Below are 17,649 nucleotides of genomic sequence, written 5' to 3' on the forward strand. Positions count from 1 at the left end.
GGAGAGATGGATGAGCGGTTTAAGTCGCACGCCTGGAAAGCGTGTATAGGTTAATAGCCTATCGGGGGTTCGAATCCCCCTCTCTCCGCCAAAGATGTGAAAAAGCCCTTGATTTCAAGGGCTTTTTTTATTGATGTTTCGATCGACTATCAGTTCGACTATCAAGCCAAATGGCCCCGCTGGGCATTGATCAGCCGAAAATAGCCCGCACATCCAGGTCAAGGGCGCCGACGAATTTTTCCAGAGTATCAAGCGTAGGAAGTTCTTCGGACCGCTCTATCGTGCTTACGTAGTTCCGATCCATCCCGATCATATCTCCCATCGCCTTTTGTGACAGGCCGCGAATCACGCGCGCATCTCTAACCGCGTGACCGAATACTTCAGGCGGCACCGATTTCATTGACTGCTCGGTGTATTCGCCGACGAGCAATGCGCCCGGTTTCGTCTGAAGTGCTTGGGCGATCCGAAAGACCGTTCGGATTGAAACGTTTGGAGCGGTGCGCTCGATGCGGCTAATCGACGTTCTGTCCATGTCCACTTTGTCCGCGAATGCCTCCTGCGACAACTTCAAATGTTTGCGGCGGGCTCTGACCGTTTCGGCAAAGCACTCCCTCAAGCTTCTCATCAAGACCTTCCCGAAGAACGAAGTCCCCGGGATTCTTGGTTGAAACACGACGCGTAACCACGGCACCTATCTTGTAGACATTTTTATTTACAAGACAAATACTACAATTTGTCCTGAATGAAGCAATGGGAAAACGTCCGACGAACTTTCGGGAAACTGAAGAATGAAAAAGATGTTGTATTCGGGGCTCATCGTCCTGCTGGCTGGTGCCGCAGAAAGTGTCACGGCACAGTCCATTCCTCCGGCCTGCCAGCAATACGTCACGGCGATCAATGTGTGTGGGGCGGATTTGGTCAGGCTCATCGAGTTGCGCAGGCCCGCCGACTTGGAAAACACCAAGCGGTCCGTGGACACGCGCGAATTGGTGGCGGATATCCGGGCGCACATTAAGAGCGATGGTTATGACCAGGTGGCTCAAGCCTGTGCAACGACCGCGCGCGATGAACTGCAAAAGGGAATTATCAACGTCACGACGATCCTCACGTTCGGCGGCGGCATGACTTCACGATGCCAGCAGGCTGCGGGGGCAATCCGATGAGTCGAGGGATAACGAGTTCGAATCGCGCGCGAAGCGTGCTGTTGGTCACGTCCGTCGTGATCGGATCTGCTTTCGCAGGTTGGGCGCGGGCCGAGACGTCGCAGCCCTCGTTCGACTGCCGCAAAGCGACGAGTTTGGTTGAGCGTTCGATCTGCATTAACCCTGAGCTTTCGGCGTTGGATCGTCAACTTGCACAGGCGTTTGTTGCGGCGTCGGCCCGGACAACTGACAAGGTCGGGCTTCGAAAAGACCAGAACAAGTGGCGGACGACTATTCGCGACAAGTGTCGTAGCAGCGAGTGCATTGCTGACGCCTACGGCGCTAGAACGAGCGCACTTAGCGTGACCGCAGAAAACGGCCGAGTGCTTGTTCTCCCCGGCACGGGACCAGCCCCACTACCCCCGAAGACGTCCGTAATCGCAGGGGTGATCCTTTATGGAACCCTCGTATTTGACCACGACGCCGCCGGCGGATTTACCGCACTACAGGTGGGTGATCGTCAGTACAAGCTTCGTTACGTCTGGAACGTGCCCGAAAGTGCTGCCGAGCAAATTAACCGGCTCGAAGACGCCTCTCAAACGGTGAGCGTTATCGGGGATCTCCTCGTTTGGCCCGACGGCACGAAGGCATTCGACGAGCGTTCGAGGGCAATGGTGCTCATTCCGAAGAAGTAAGCCGCTGCGGCATTCCTTGCCGATCGAAGTCGGACACATAGGTGGGAAAGAAACATGAATGTTCTGATGAAAAAAGATGAAACCGTCGTCTCAGTGAAGATCGGCGTAGCTTGGTCGTTTTGGTTCGGCTTTGCGTTTCCAATCGTAGCGATTGTTGCGTTTGCAAGGCGCCGTCTGTACATCCCGGCGTTGATCGTCATCGGCTACATCGTCGCGCAAACGTTGCTTCGCACAGGCAATTCGATATGGATTGGGCTCATCGACGTGATACCGGAGGAGCTCGCATATGCGAACAGGGACTTCTACTTGGTGTCTCTGTTGCTGTGGTGCGCGTATGGCTTCTACGTGGGACGTTACGCGCTATGGGGCAACAAGATCACTGCACGAACGCTCGCTCGACGCGGCTACGTTTGCCCGATGGCCGATCATGCTGAGCTCGCCCGGACCGCTTGGTCGATAACTGGAAGCCCGAGCACCGATGTGGGTCCTCAGAAAACATGATTCAGGTGCGGGCGCAATTTCGATAAACGCGCACAGTGTTTTAGTCCGCGCGCATTCAATGGACAGGGCTAATGAGTAATCCGGCAGATTTGCTCTGCGCGATTCAATTTGCGGCCGAGCGGCACAGGAATCAACGTCGGAAGGATGCTGAAGCGTCACCGTATATCAATCATCCGATTGCCGTCGCTCATTTGCTTGCGACAGTGGGTGGGGTTAGCGATATTTCAGTATTGATGGCTGCCGTTCTCCACGACACCATCGAGGATACGGGGACGACGGTTGACGAACTGAGATCGCTGTTCGGGGCGGAGGTCGCGCAGATTGTTTCGGAAGTGACGGACGACAAGACGCTGCCAAAGCAAAGGCGTAAGGATCTTCAGGTGCAATTAGCGCCACAAAAGTCACACAAGGCTGCTCTCATCAAAATCGCTGACGCTACTTGCAACTTGCGCGATCTGGTGGACGCGCCGCCTCCGAAGTGGTCTCTTGAGCGGAGGCAGGAATACTTCAACTGGGCCGCTCGAGTCGTCGCTAGGCTCCGCTGTGAAAATGCCTCACTTTTGCTCGCGTTCAGAATTGCGCATGGTCGGGGCGATCGAGAATACTCCCCCATGGACGTATGAAGTGCGCCGTAAGTAGAACGGCAGAGAATTATGTCCCCTCATTCCTGCCGACTTGAATGACTCAGCATGCTCTTCCCGACATAGGAGCGTCAACTCGCCGATGGCGCGGTTGTACCGAAGCTTGAAAATGGAATGGGCGCTGAATACAAGACATATCACGGCCCCCCCAGCCCATTGAGATATCGGCTATTTCCTGATGCAACGATATAACTGGCCGCACCCGCATCAATTTGACGATGGGACGATCCCCGAGGTTGCGGAATAAATACCTAGCACACTGTCCGAGATGAGGTGACCGCAACGCTACAAGACATTCAGTTGGTGCACCGCCGGTCGGCAGAGCGTTCGGGGAGCGCGTACTAAAGGGGGGCGGTGCAGTACGTCGAAGGCTGCGTGCTGCACTGAGAGTCACCAGTGGTATTGCAAACCGGCTAGCACGATGGGACCTTGTCCCCAGTTATAGGTATCGTCGTTGCACCACGAGATGAAGCGCCAGTCGAGCGGGTTGCTCGCCTTGAGCGAGACGAGCCAGCCGCGCATTCCAGGGAAACGACGGCCCAAGTCATAGCGCAAGCCGCCTCTTAACTGAAGTCCCGAAAGCCCTCTCGCCTTGGCCTGTAATCGGTCCACACATAAGGCCACGTTACGCGGAATGCTAACCGGTGACTTTCCCTGTGCGCTATTGCTCCGCACCTTCACGAGGTTCGTGTAGGTGTAGTTCGCGATCAATTCCAGATTATTCGTGAGACTCGCATGCACCTCGAGTTCGATACTACGCGAGCGCGCCTGCACGGTCTGGGCACCGAAGTTAGTGTGCACGGGGTCGGCCGTCCTCACGTTGTCCTGTGTGAGATGGAAGCCGCTCACGGTGACAGGGCTGTTGTAGCCGCGCGGCTGGAATTTCAAACCGATTTCGCGCTCTTTGCCAGTCGGTGGGAGTGGCTTGCTCGAATAATCCGTGACGAGGCCAGCTTTAGATATTCTCGGGGCCGGCTTTTTCGGCAGGGAGGGGCAGTTGTTTGTTGAGCGAACGAGGGAGCTGGCTGGCTCCTTGTCACTGTGGAATTCACGTCGAAGTTAAAAGGTCCGGATCAAAATTTGAACGAAAAATTCAATCGATCGTTTGAAGTTAGGGTAAAAGTGGTGTGCATAAAACACAAATTGGTTCAATTTTTAAGGGTTTATACTTAGTTGTGCGAATGTAAAATTTAATGTCTTATCTTTGTGGAAAGAAGGCGCTTAACGAGCTGATGTGATGATTATGGATTAACCGTGGAATGTGGGGTGGGAATTGAGAAAAAATGCCAAAGTAATGATTGGGATATTTTTCCTCATCGTAACATCATTTGTGGGGGTAAATTTTAATTCGGTTTTTGCGGTTGAAGAATTATCAATTTTTGATGGGAGAGAGAATAGAAATGTTCGGATGTGTATTCCAAGTGATTTCGGTCCTGCAGTTGGGGATTCGCACGTTACAATCACGACGATTTATCCGTCAATGGCAGCGGCACCTGCAAACGGTGTGATTGGTAACGATAGAATTCGTTTGAATTTTCTGGGGCGATACCGGCGTGGATATGGATTGGAGCTTTCTTTGATTAACGATCCAAATGCTAAGCTGGTCGGAGATGCTCCGGTCGATGGCATTAGAGAATTTGTCCTCCGTGCTCCCCAGGGGGGCGTGACGGAATATTTTGCCTTCAAATCGTCGGATGGAAGAAACGTGCTATTTGTAGATGGAGATGCAAATTTGGCCGCGTTTTCATATTTCACGACCTTCGATTCAGGTGTGTACGTTAGGGGGTCGGTTAGCAAGGGAATTAATAAAAATTTCCGAGATTTGGACGTTTTTATAAAAAATTTTGTTGATAAGATGATTTGCAAATAATATTAATTTGGGGGTGGTATGTCTGATTCTATTAAGCTTACTCAATATCAGCGGGACACAATTCAGCTTTATATAGATAATGCAGACTACGCCAACGGATATTTGTACGTAAAGACATTGGTGGTTGATGAGATTTCCAGTGGAAATCAAGATGCCTCGTTAAAGGGGTTGGCGAATTGGTTCGATTACGCATCGTCGATAAATGAGAATGATGGTCGGTTTGTTAGCCAGTATGTACGCGGGGCCACTGAGGCATTTGCTGCGCTAATGAATAAGCCGGTGGATGATGCGAGATTCCAAGTGGCGTCAAACAATCTGGCAATACGAATGCTTGACTCGATGGTCGCTAGCGGCGAAATAGCAAGCTTGTCAGACACGGTTTCCCTTGATGTGGCCAGTATGTACACGGAATTCGGGTTGCCAACCTGGGGATGGTCGGGAACGACGGTAGATTGGATACCTTTAGATTTGTACCCAACGGGCATTGGGTTGAATGTTTCTCACATCACAGGGGAGGATCCACGTACTGGATATGTGCCTACCGATCCTGAGCAATATCTCCAAAATCAGATGAGTAATGCTGCATTGATTCTGGTTTCAGAGACGATTGGGGTGTATCGAGGACTAGACGTTGGTCTGTCGAAAACTATGGGGGGGTGGCTTCAAGATTTAGCGGACGCCCTAGGAAGAAGATATAACTTCCAGCCTCCAGAGGTGTCTTCCTTGATGTCGGTCAGTGGCGAGGGGATTGACCCAGCGATGGCGGTGATCGGGATGCAGGTGGTTGCGGGGGCCGCATCGTCGGTGCTTGCATTTCCGTTCCTGACTAGCTCGAATGTTTCTGCGAAGCTCTTTGGGAATTTGATGCAAATTTATGCGGCTTTACTTTCTCAAGGTGAGGCAGGACTTTTGGCGATTGGTGGTCTACTGAGGGATATAGCGCAAGCGATCGATACAAGCGAAAAAGATAATGCACGTATGTGGGGCGCAGACGCCTCACTCGTGGCCGCCTTAAGGGCTGAGCGAGCGGCTAACAATGCAAGAGATCCAATTGTCTTGGATTTGAGTGGCACTGGCATTCACCTCACGGAGCTTTCAGCGGCCTCACCATATTTTGATATTGAAGGCGATGGATTTTCTCGTAAGACTGGTTGGATCGGCGAAGGAATGGGGCTTCTGGTTTTCTCGCCAGCAGCGGGCGGAGTCACCACTGGGAAGCAGTTGGTTGCATCTTTCGCCCAGTTGAGCGAGATGGATTCGAACGGCGACGGTGTAATTGACATAAGCGATGCCGGTTTTTCTGCTCTACGAGTTTGGGTGGACGCGAACGGTGATGCCACGAATCAAGCAGGGGAGCTCTTTACACTCGCAGAAATCGGTATCAAATCGATTAGTTTGGCTGCCGTCAAAAGTGACGTCCAAATTGCCGGAAACTCGGTCAATGCTATCGGTACTTATACGCTGCAGGATGGATCTGTACGCGATATTGCCGCTGTTTCCTTAGTCAACAACCCTTCACTCACTCGCCCAGACGAGGCAACGCTCGTTTCGGGGGCAGTTGCCGCACTTCCTCAGTTGGTTGGTCACGGCACCCTCGCCGATTTGCACTCGTCGATGATGAGTAACAATGACCTTAGAGCTCGTGTCGAAGCTTTTCAAGCGTTGCCTTTGTCAAGTGATGCTGAAATCGTTGAGGCCGCCGCTGAGTCTATTTTGATCGCTTGGTCTGGGGTGCCGACGGCGGATACTCAGACGTCGAGGTTGGCGTTTCTTGAAAAATATACAGGGGTCAAATTTGACGGCGGCGGAACAGGCCTATCTGGGGTGTACCACGCTCAACCATCCCTCAATCAGGCATGGAATGCTTTGTTCGACGCTGGTCTCGCCCGCTTGATTCTTCAGTCGCCTAATGGCATTGCGTGGCTTCCCGAGTTTACTTATGACGCCGCGAATGACCTAATTTTTCCAACTACGGACATCGTTACATCAATTCAAGGCGCCCTTGCGCGACTTGGCGCAGTTACGGAGACGAATTTCCACAGTTGGGAAATATTTCTGCGCGCCTTGGATGCCTATCGAATGGAAATTGGGCTTGGTGCCGACACCGCAACTTACATCGTTTCGACAACCACGGATGGTCAACTTGGCTCGGTAGCGAACGCCATTTTCACGAATCTGAGTATCAGCTTGAGCAATCACGGCATTGTCGAAACAGGAACGTCGATTGGTGATGTCTTTTATGCTGGAAACGGCATCTCCGCACTTGTTGGCAACGGCGGGGGAGAGACGTTTGATGACTCCACGTTGGACCACGACACATTTATTTACTCTGTGGGCAGCGGATCAGTGCGCATTGAGGAGTACGACAACCTCGCGGTGCATCCGACCAACAGACTCGAGTTTGGCGCAGGAATCGTTAAGTCAGACGTCACTATTTCAGCGAATAGCAGTGGGGACATTTTGCTCACGCTAAAGTCTGGCGATGTCATAACTCTTGCTGGAATGGCTTATGGGCCTTTCAATGGAGTCCAAGTGGTGGCCTTTTCAGATGGCACTGCTTGGTCTCGATCCCAGATCATGGCTCTTGCGTCGGGGGCTTCGGGCGGGGCGACGTTCAATTACGTGTCGGGAACCACTGGCGCCGATGTCTTGGACGGAGGTGCGGGGCAAGTCTTCGCAGATGGCAACGGCGGTGATGATACCTTTGTTTTCAACGCCGGATATGGCTCGCTAGAGATTGGGGAAACGCAAAGTGCAACGCTAGATGCGGGCGTTCTTCGGTTTGGCGCGGGAATCGAATCCCAAGATGTGAAGGTTCGAGCCGACAGGTGGGGCAACGCCATTCTGACCGTTGGTTCCCCCGGCGATGTTGTGCAGATTGACGGAATGTTTATTGACGGTGCATCAGAGATAAAAACGATAGCGTTTGCCAACGGGGACTCGTGGACAATTAGCGATTTCTTGCAGCGCGAACTTGCTTCCAGCACTAGCGGTGCAGACGTCCTTTATGGAGGGCGCAATGCTGATTTGATCGACGGAAAAGGGGGCGACGATTTTGTTTCGGGTGGTGGCGGTGGCGACACTTTCGTTTTCAATAGTGGGTACGGCAATCTGGAAATTTATGAGCAGGACACCACAGCCTCGACAAATGTCTTGCGATTTGGGGCCGGGATTTCCGCAGACTCGATAACGGTGCGAATTGGTGCGTTGGGCGACCTTCGCATCTATGACGGTATTTCCGGAGACGCGGTGCAACTTGATGGGATGCTCTCAAGCGCCTCTTCTGGAGTACAAGAAGTTCAATTCGCTGACGGGACGGTGCTTTCCCGCCAGCAACTGATCGAAAGAACCACGCTCGGCACTGCCGACGGCGATTACCTTATAGGGACCTCCGCGGCCGACTACTTCGATGGTCACGGTGGGGCGGATACGGTCGTTGGATACGGAGGGGGGGATACCTTTGTATTTAATCAGGGTTACGGGACGCTCACGATCAATGAGACCGATTACTCGCCGGGCCACTTGAATGTTCTTCGACTCGGCGCAGGAATTAACCCCGGTGATGTGACGTTCTCCAGCGACGTATCAGGAACAGGTATCACGCTGACGGCGGGGGCGGACCAGATAGTTATTCAGAATATTCTCGCGAATCCGGGAGCATCGGGGGTTGATCAGGTCATTTTCAACGATGGAACCGTCTGGACGTCGTCAGACCTCATTGCAAAGCTGAACAACGTTTTCGGCAGTCTCGGCAACGACACTATTTTCGGCACCAGCCTAGCGGAGGTCATTGACGGGCGGGGGGGAAGCGACCTTGCCGTGGGCAATGGTGGTCGCGATACGTTCGTATTCAACGGGGGTTATGGTTCGCTCGAGATTCGGGAGTTGGATTACGCAAACGGAAGCACCGCCGTTCTCCAACTCGGGGCGGGTATTGACCCGAATGCGGTGCAAGTCTCTGTTAATGATAAGCACGGCGTTGTACTCCGTTTTGGTAGCGACCAGATCACCATTGACTTCATGGCCATCGGGATTCAGGCCGAAGGCGTGAGCGAGGTTAGGTTTGCGAATGGAGTGATCTGGACACGAAGTGAAGTTCTAGGGAAGGCCGGGCATTCCGTTGGGACGCTGGGCAACGACTCGTTGTGGGGCACGACGGGAGCGGACGTTTTCGATGGACAAGGGGGCATCGATCTTGTGACCGGGAATGGTGGTGCCGACACCTTTAATTTTGCAAAAGGCTACGGTTCACTTGAGGTTGTAGCACAGAGGACGGGGGCATCAGCGGGGAGTACTCTCGCGCTCGGCCAAGGAATTCTGGCTAGTGACATCACTGTTCGCGCGAATTCGGCTCACGATATTGTCTTGCAGATGGGGGCGGACAGCGTCACTTTGGACAGGATGGCGGGCGATGCAACACAAGGCGTTGATCGCGTCACTTTTGCCGACGGCACCATCTGGAGTTCGAGCGATTTGCTCGCATTGACCACTCAGGTTGCCAATCTCAATACCAACGATATCCTCTACGGCACCACCGGCGCTGATTTGTTCGATGGCAAGGGGGGCGATGATTCTATGATTGGCTTTGGAGGCGGGGATACCTTCGTCTTCAATAAGGGGTATGGAAAACTAGAAATTAACGAGACCGATACCTCGATCTCTCCCATGAACGTTCTGCAATTTGGAGCCGGGATACTACCTGGCGACGTGAGTGTTTCGGTTACCTCGGATGCTGCAATTCTGCTAACTATCGGGACGGATCAGGTAAAAATCGACCTTATGTCGAGTCCTGGCGTTTTTGGTGTTCAGGAAGTCCGGTTTGCAGACGGAACAACGTGGGGATTCGCCGACGTAATTCGATTCGCCCGAAGCGTCACGGGGACCAGCGGGAACGATGATCTCTATGGCCCTCAGGGGAATGCTTACTTTGACGGTAAGGGGGGGGATGACACTGTCACCGGTTGGAGCGGGAACAACACGTATGTTTTCAACCAAGGATACGGGCATCTTGAGATCAGAGATATATCTTCGGGCTCGATTCTCCAACTCGGCGAAAACTTGTTACCTGGACAGGTAGTCGTATCGGCAACACAAGATAACGCTATTTTGCTTAGCTTCTCGTCCGGAGACGTCGTCCGAATCGACAATGCGCTCACTTCCCTCCAAGGAGGCTTGAGCGAAGTCAAATTTGCAGACGGCACGATTTGGGACGCTGCGACCGTCGCCCAAAAGGCTCGCACCATCACCGGATCGACGGGTGCCGACATTTTGTACGGGACACCGGGTGGTGATCTCATTGACGGCAGAGGTGGCAACGACACCGCATACGGTCGCGGAGGAAACGATACCTACGTATTCAACGCTGGGTATGGAAATCTCACGATTCATCCTACGGACGGTGCGCTGGCAGAGGTAACGCTTCAATTTGGCGCCGGAATATCGAGCTCGGACCTTGTTGTATCTCGTAACCAATACGACGTGATTCTCCAGGCGGGGACGGATACGATCACCCTCGTCTCGATGGCAAATTCCAGCCTTCTCGGTAGCGAGATGCACTTCGCTGATGGAAGCGTATTGACCGGCGAGCAGATCTTATCCATGTTGAGAAATGTAGTGGGAGGGGCGGCTAGCGATACGCTTTATGGCACCGATCTTGCTGACTACATCGACGGCCACGGTGGAAATGACGTCGTGTACGGAAACGGTGGTGGTGACACCATCGTGTTCAATGCTGGCTACGGCAACCTGGAAATCAACGAACTGGATTATGGATCTGATCCGCATAACGTTCTTCGCCTTGGACCAGGGATCTCGCCAGCTTCAATTTCAGTGTCGATTGATGCGCAGACTTCTGGTTTTGTGCTGACTGACGGAGTTACAGGAGATCGGATACTACTTTCGGGCTCAGCATACGCTTCTACTCGTGGGGTTCAGATTATTCAGTTTTCCGATGGCACCACGTGGACTCGAAGTGACCTCATGTCTAAGATCGGAACGATAGGAACCCTCGGTAACGATTCGCTAGTTGGTACTTCGGCAGCAGAGTATTTCGACGGGCGCGGCGGTGACGACACGGTGATTGGGGGGGGAGGAGCCGACACATTCTTTTTTGATGCTGGATATGGGGCCCTTCACATTACTGCGGGGGACTACAGTAATGTCGTTAGCGTATTGCAATTCGGGACTGGCGTAGATAAATCCAGCGTATCGGTTAGAGCGACCACCAATGGAGATATCGTTGTACGTACTGGTGTGAGCGGCGATGTGGTCACACTTGCCAACGGTGAAATGATTGGGGCAGGGGTTCAACAGGTAAAGTTTTCTGATGGCACGACGTGGACGGGGGACGAACTACGGGCCATGGCGATTGCGCCGACTACAGGTGCCGACACAATCGTCTCATATGTCGCGGGACACTATTTCGATGGGCTTGGGGGAGGCGACTATGAGAGCGGTTCAGGTAATGATACTTTCATCTATAACCCAGGATATGGAGCGCTAGAAATATCCGACTACGCATCCTCGGGGGTCACAAACGTACTTCAATTCGGCGCAGGCATCGTTCCAGAATCAATTACCGTTAACGTTGACGATAAGAATGGAGTGCGCATAAGCGACGGAATCGCAGGGGACGTCATCACGATCGACAATATGGCAATGAGCCCGGGAGTCTATGGTGTGCAAGAAGTGCAGTTTGCCGACGGGACAGTGTGGACCGCCGCAGACCTTATGAGCAAGGTGAAGCCCGCTGATGGAACTACTGGAAATGATCACTTGGTTGGTACTGCTGCCGCGGAACTATTCGATGGTCTGGGAGGGGACGACACGATCGACGGTGGCGGTGGCGGCGATACCGTCGTGTTCAATCCCGGATATGGAAAGTTGCTGGTAAACGAGTTCGACTTTTCGGGAAATGTCGTCGCGAATGTTCTACGTCTGGGGCAAGGGATCACCCCCTCGTCTCTACAGATCAAAGGCGGAGCCGATATCGGTGTGGCGATAACGGATGGAGTGCCCGGTGATCAAATTCAAGTGACATATGGTTTAGCACCTTCCATGGCGGGTTTCCAGACGATTGAATTTTCCGACGGTTCCTTGTGGACGCTCGCAGATATTTTGCAGCGACTCGACACAGGAACCGCCGGAGATGATGCGATGTTTGGTGCGGTTGGGATGAATGATCGGTTCGATGGGCTCGGGGGCAATGACACCATTACCGGTTATGGCGGAGATGACACGTATGTTTTTCATTCGTCTTATGGCCAGCTCAATATCGTTAATGGCTTAGCGTATAACTCCACGGCAAGCGGTGAACTGGATCTCGATGGGGTTGGTGTAAATCAACTTTGGCTCGAACGTGTTGGCGATGATCTCAAAGTCGCAGTGATGGGAACTGGTTCTGCGGTAACTATAGATGGCTGGTACGCGAGTGACGCCAGCAAATTATCCAGTATCAATATCACCGGCGCGCTAGGTGGGGATTGGGTATTGGATAATCAAATCGACCAACTTGTCCAAGCGATGGCAGCTTTCTCGGCTAGCCAGCCCGGATTTGATCCAGCATCAACAGCGAGCTCCGTGATTACAGATCCGACGCTCTTAACCGTAGTTTCGACCGCTTGGCACCATTAGTCACTATATCAATGAAAGCGACGCTCGGAGGGCATCCGAGCGTCGTCTATCTGTCCGTTCTTCGTGATAGCCGCAATCAAATGACGGTAGCGCCGTCGAGCGTGCTTCTCATATCAAAGAAAAACAATGAACGAAAATCCAATCGGGGATTGGGGGCTGACGTCATTGATGGTGATTGCCAAGCTCCATGGCATCAACACCGATGCGGCGCAGGTCCGGCATCAAGCGGGACTTCAAACGGATGTGTTCGAGGAGCGCGACCTCATCTTGGCCGCTCGCCGTATTGGCCTTAAGGCGCGAGCCACGACGACAAATGTTGAGCGCTTGGGCAAGCTTCCCTGTCCGGCAATGCTCATGGAGAAATCCGGGCGTCACTGTGTCCTTGCGGCGGTGAACGGCACTCGCGCACTTGTGCTCGAACCGGGTGCACCTTCACCCAAGATTTTCACGCCTGAGGATCTGGTGGATCGCACCGGGGGCCGTGTCATTCTGTTCGCGTCAAGAGCGTCACTCGCGGGGGACTTGGCACGCTTTGATTTCTCGTGGTTTGTGCCGGCAGTCGTCAAGTATCGAAGACTGCTTGGTGAGGTGCTCGCGGTTTCCCTTCTCTTACAGATCTTTGGCCTCGTCACACCTTTGATGTTTCAGGTTGTGATGGACAAGGTTCTCGTGAACCGGGCCTTCAGCACGCTCAATGTCGTCTGCGTTGCTCTTCTCGTTTCGACGGCTTTCGAGACACTGCTTACACTCCTAAGAAACTACGTTTTCTCACACACGACGAATCGAATTGACGTCGAGTTGGGAGCGCGTCTGTTCCGTCATCTCTTGGCGCTTCCACTTTCATATTTCGAGGCACGTCGTGTAGGCGACACCGTCGCGAGAGTTAGGGAGCTAGAGAACATTCGTAGTTTCCTGACGGGGCAGGCGTTGACCGCAGTGCTAGATCTCTTGTTCTCAGTGGTGTTCCTCGCTGTAATGTGTATCTACAGCGTGAAGCTAACGTTAATCGTCCTTGCATCGTTTCCTCTGTACGTTGGAATTTCCTTCTTGATCAATCCGTCGTTACGAACGCGTCTCGATGAGAAGTTCGCGCGAGGGGCAGACAATCAGTCTTTTCTCGTGGAAACGGTGACTGGTGTGGGAACCGTTAAGGCTGGTGCCGTCGAGCCGCAACTCATTTCTGTATGGAACAAACAACTTGCGGCATACGTTTCGGCGAGCTTCAAGGTCACTCAGCTCGGCAATTTCGGTCAGCAGTCCGTGCAGATGGTTGGAAAGCTCGTCACGGTCGGCACGTTGTTTTTCGGCGCAAAGTTCGTGATCGATGGCAAGCTGACGGTCGGAGAACTCATCGCATTCAACATGCTGTCGCAGCGTGTTGCCGCTCCGGTTTTACGTCTGGCTCAACTTTGGCAAGATTTCCAGCAAGTCGGTATTTCCGTCTTGCGACTCGGCGATATTTTGAACGCGAGACCTGAGGCCGAAGCCAATCGCCAAACCTTGCCCACGCTACGCGGCGAAATCGGTCTCGAATCGGTTCGCTTTAGGTATCGCCCGGATACGCCATACGTGCTGGATTCCATCGATCTCCGGATAACGGCGGGACAGACCATTGGGATCGTGGGCAGATCAGGGTCTGGGAAAAGCACGCTGACGAAATTGATTCAAAGACTGTATATCCCGGAGCACGGCCGAGTGACAGTCGATGGAATCGACGTTGCTCTGACCGACCCGGCCTGGTTACGCAGGCACATTGGGGTCGTATTGCAAGAGAATTTTCTCTTTAACAAATCTATCCGCGACAACATCGCACTTTCCGATCCTGGCGCTGACTTAGCTCGGGTTATCCGCGCGGCTACGTTGGCCGGAGCGCACGACTTCATTTCAGCTTTGCCCGAAGGGTACGAAACGATAGTGGGGGAACGGGGGGCCTCGCTTTCTGGCGGACAACGTCAGCGTATTGCCATCGCGCGTGCGTTGATTACCAACCCAGTCATCTTGATCTTCGATGAGGCAACTAGCGCGTTGGACGTCGAAACTGAGGCCATCATCCAACAGAACATGTCCGCCATTTGCAAAGGGCGAACGGTCATCATCATCGCTCACCGATTGAGTGCCGTCAGGCATGCGCATCACATTGTTGCGATGGAGGGAGGGAAAATCATTGAGCAGGGTACACACGAAGCCCTGCTTGGTCGCGGAGGTTATTACGCTCGGATGGTTTCTGCTCAAGCTGCCTAAAAATATATGCGATTCTTGCGAGCCCAAGCATTCGGGGACCTCCTGCGGAGGTATGGGACTGTACTCAAGGCCGCATGGGGAATGCGGCACCAACTGGATGCAAAAGAACGGCCAACTGATGAGCTTCAGTTCTTGCCAGCGAACCTGGAGTTGATCGAAACCCCACCGCATCCGATACCGAAATGGACCATGCGCCTTGTTTGTCTTCTGGCGGTTGCGGTGCTTCTGACCGCAATTGTTGGGCGATTAGATATCGTTGCGACGGCAAAAGGAAAGCTGATTCCGAGCGACAGGGTCAAGATCATTCAGCCAGCCATAACTGGTGTGGTCCGAAGGATCGATGTGCGAGATGGTCAGCGAGTCACAGGTGGTCAGTCGTTGGTAGTTCTCGATGCGACGCAGGCAGCTGCCGACGCACATAAAGCCAAGACGTCAAAGGTTGATGCGGCGCTTACTGCTGCGCGTGCGCGTGCGTTACTCATTTCAGTCAAAGCGGGAACGCACCCGCAATTGGAGCCGGTGGATGACGCGTCTGAAACGCAACAGCGTGAGGCGCAGAGCTTCGCCAACGGGTCCTTCGACGAATACGTCAACAAGCTGTCGAGCGCTCGCGCCGAGCTTGACCGACGCCAAGCTGAGTTGGCGACAAACCTTCGCGTGCTTGAGAAGCTGAGCGCAACTGCCCCGCTGATGCGTCAGGAGGCCAACGACTATCGTGAGTTGGCGAGAGATAGGTATGTTTCTCAGCACGACTATCTCGAAAAGGAGAGGGCTGCGATCGAGCGGGAGCATGAGTTGGCTGCGCAAAAAAGTCATTGTCGAGAGCTGTCGTCGGCCGTTACGCAACAACAGTCAATCGTGGCTCAGACAGTCGCGCAGTTCCGGCGGGAGCAACTCGACGAGCTGGATAAAGCAACACATCAATTTACGCAGAACCAAGACGATCAAACAAAAGCTGAGACGCGTCAGAACCTTCTCACACTGAGTGCTCCTGTGGACGGAACGGTGCAGCAGCTTGCTGTCCACACCGTAGGCGGTGTCGTGACCACTGCGCAAGCCCTGATGGAGATTGTTCCCGACGATGCAATTGAGGTGGAAGCCAATGTCGAGAATAAAGATATCGGATTCGTGAAGGAAGGGCAGATTGCCGTCGTGAAGTTCGATGCCTTCCCATACACTCGTTACGGTTTTATGGAGGGGCGAGTCATTTCGGTCTCAAACGATGCCGTCCAAGACAAGGGGCGCAAAGGCGAGATGACTTTCTTGGCGCGTATCAAGCTTCCTTCCGGCCACATGAAAGTGGACGGAAAGTCTATCAACCTCACGCCAGGCATGTCGGCAGTGGTCGAGATCAAGACAGGGCGACGAAGTGTCATTGGGTACTTCATGGAGCCGCTACTCCAACACGCGGATGAGAGTCTCCATGAGCGGTGAATTTCAGCATCAATGCATGCAGGCACGGCGAGTCATTCACGTCAAATGGTTCTTCTCGGCAGCGATGATGTTGGCTGTATCGCAGTCCGCATTCGCCTTTGACGTATTCAACACCGAGTCGCAGATGTCGAATCCCCGCTGGATTTCGGGGCAATCGACTATGTCTTACCGAGGCTGTCGGGGCGATGTCGCAACGGAGCCACTTGAACTTGCCGACGCTGTTGATCAGGCGCTATGCAACAGTCCCAAAACGCGAGCGGTTTGGGCCCAGGTAAAAGCACAAGCCGCTCAGGTCGGACAAGCGAAGGCGGCATTTCTGCCCACGATTTCCGCGTCATGGCAGGGCGTGCGAGATGATCAACTGACAGATGTTGCAGATCATCCGACGTTGAGCTCGAACCACCGAGCCACCATTCAAACATCGAGTGTTTGGATGGACTGGGTTCTCTACGACTTTGGTGCTCGGAGCGCAGCGCTTTCTAATACTAAGTCGTTGATGAATGCTGCCAAATATCAATTCGACGCGCAGTTGCAGGAGACCTTTTCAACTGTCGCGACGGACTACTACGGCGCCGTGGCTGCTGACGAGAAATTTGCAACCGCGCGAGAGTCGGCAAGTATTGCCGAAAACAGCCTCAAGGTGGCAGCCGCTCGTGTAGCGAGGGGCGTCGCATCGATAAGTGATGAGTTGCAAGCCAGAACTGCTTATACGAAGGCTCGCCTTCAGGAGACGCAAGCTGAAAAGGCGAAGCTGACGTCACTTGGTGTCTTGCTAAGTGATATGAATCTCATTCCCGATGCGGGGGTGGTGTTGGCGAAGGAGGAGATTGGACCGTCGTCTGCGCAACGTTTCGTTGAGTCTGTCGGCGATTTGATGACAGAGGCGCGACTGACTCACCCGAGCGTGGAAGCAGCACGCGCGCAGGTAGACGCCGCGGAGGCTAGCGAAGCACAGCTCCGGGCGCAAGGGTTGCCCAAGTTCAGCCTCGTCGCAAAATACAGCCGAAACAATCAGCCGGCTAGCTTGGGGTTAGGGTCACCGCAGTTTGCTGCGACGGGACATGATTGGTACGTCGGGTTCCAAGTTCAGATCCCCTTGTTCGAGGGGTTTGGACGCGTCTATCAGGTCCGTGAAGCACATGCGAAAGCAGAGCAGAAGCGATTTGAATGGGACGAAGCAAAGCGACAAGTTGGCCTAAACGTGTGGAAGGCCTATCAGGACCTCCAGGGCAACACCGTGAGTCTGCGCACCGTGGACGAGTTGCTCGATGCGGCACAAGGCGCGTTCGACGCTGCAACGCGGCGGTACGCCATCGGTGCTACGAGCATTATCGAACTGCTCAACGCGCAGGCCTCGCTGGCTGATGCAAAGCAGCAGCGTGTACAAGCTATTGCAGATTGGAACGCATCGCGGCTTCGACTAGCGGCAACGGTTGGACGGCTTGACTCAAACGTGTTTGCCGAGCTCAGCGGAAATCTACCGAGGCGATAGT

Annotated in this window: 11 protein-coding genes and 1 tRNA gene; 10 read left to right on the forward strand and 2 right to left on the reverse strand. The window is 53.6% G+C overall.

Annotated elements, in window-relative coordinates:
* A tRNA-Ser gene (locus tag C5N93_RS02525) sits at positions 1-91 on the forward strand.
* Between the two features lie 99 nt (positions 92-190).
* Here C5N93_RS02525 and C5N93_RS28420 read toward each other — a convergent pair.
* Positions 191-625, reverse strand: coding sequence for a helix-turn-helix transcriptional regulator (locus tag C5N93_RS28420; protein WP_347403286.1), 435 nt, complete (start codon positions 623-625; stop codon positions 191-193).
* A gap of 163 nt (positions 626-788) precedes the next feature.
* Between C5N93_RS28420 and C5N93_RS02540 the strand changes: the two genes are divergently transcribed.
* From C5N93_RS02540 to C5N93_RS02555, 4 genes are all read left to right on the forward strand, one after another.
* Positions 789-1,163 (forward strand): hypothetical protein, encoded by a 375-nt coding sequence (locus C5N93_RS02540; protein ID WP_242558135.1) that lies wholly within the window; start codon positions 789-791, stop codon positions 1,161-1,163.
* Positions 1,164-1,198: 35 nt separating this feature from the next.
* A complete protein-coding gene (locus C5N93_RS02545) occupies positions 1,199-1,837 on the forward strand; it encodes a lysozyme inhibitor LprI family protein (protein ID WP_242558136.1) in 639 nt (212 codons plus the stop codon).
* 54 nt (positions 1,838-1,891) lie between these two features.
* The gene (locus C5N93_RS02550) at positions 1,892-2,338 is read left to right on the forward strand and encodes a hypothetical protein (protein ID WP_242558137.1); all 447 of its coding nucleotides are present in this window, start codon (positions 1,892-1,894) and stop codon (positions 2,336-2,338) included.
* Between the two features lie 71 nt (positions 2,339-2,409).
* Positions 2,410-2,961, forward strand: coding sequence for an HD domain-containing protein (locus C5N93_RS02555; RefSeq protein ID WP_242558138.1), 552 nt, complete (start codon positions 2,410-2,412; stop codon positions 2,959-2,961).
* A gap of 408 nt (positions 2,962-3,369) precedes the next feature.
* On the opposite strand, the gene C5N93_RS02560 is transcribed toward C5N93_RS02555, so the two are convergent.
* A complete protein-coding gene (locus C5N93_RS02560; RefSeq protein WP_347403288.1) occupies positions 3,370-3,966 on the reverse strand; it encodes a TonB-dependent receptor in 597 nt (198 codons plus the stop codon).
* A 286-nt stretch (positions 3,967-4,252) separates the two neighbouring features.
* On the opposite strand from C5N93_RS02560, the gene C5N93_RS02565 reads away from it, so the two are divergent.
* The 5 genes from C5N93_RS02565 to C5N93_RS02585 all read left to right on the forward strand — a co-directional run bounded on the left by C5N93_RS02565 (position 4,253) and on the right by C5N93_RS02585 (position 17,648).
* Positions 4,253-4,849 (forward strand): hypothetical protein, encoded by a 597-nt coding sequence (locus C5N93_RS02565; RefSeq protein ID WP_242558140.1) that lies wholly within the window; start codon positions 4,253-4,255, stop codon positions 4,847-4,849.
* A gap of 18 nt (positions 4,850-4,867) precedes the next feature.
* Complete coding sequence (locus C5N93_RS02570; RefSeq protein WP_242558141.1) at positions 4,868-12,481, forward strand: calcium-binding protein; 7,614 nt, start codon at positions 4,868-4,870, stop codon at positions 12,479-12,481.
* 126 nt (positions 12,482-12,607) lie between these two features.
* Positions 12,608-14,722 (forward strand): type I secretion system permease/ATPase, encoded by a 2,115-nt coding sequence (locus tag C5N93_RS02575; RefSeq protein WP_242558142.1) that lies wholly within the window; start codon positions 12,608-12,610, stop codon positions 14,720-14,722.
* 81 nt (positions 14,723-14,803) lie between these two features.
* Positions 14,804-16,156, forward strand: coding sequence for an HlyD family type I secretion periplasmic adaptor subunit (locus C5N93_RS02580; RefSeq protein ID WP_347403287.1), 1,353 nt, complete (start codon positions 14,804-14,806; stop codon positions 16,154-16,156).
* Positions 16,146-17,648: a TolC family protein gene (locus tag C5N93_RS02585; protein ID WP_242558144.1), complete on the forward strand. Its 1,503-nt coding sequence runs from the start codon at positions 16,146-16,148 to the stop codon at positions 17,646-17,648. The genes C5N93_RS02580 and C5N93_RS02585 overlap by 11 nt, the downstream gene beginning before the upstream one ends.
* Position 17,649 lies beyond the last annotated feature (1 nt).

This window comes from Pandoraea sp. LA3, assembly GCF_022696215.1.
GTDB lineage: Bacteria > Pseudomonadota > Gammaproteobacteria > Burkholderiales > Burkholderiaceae > Pandoraea > Pandoraea capi.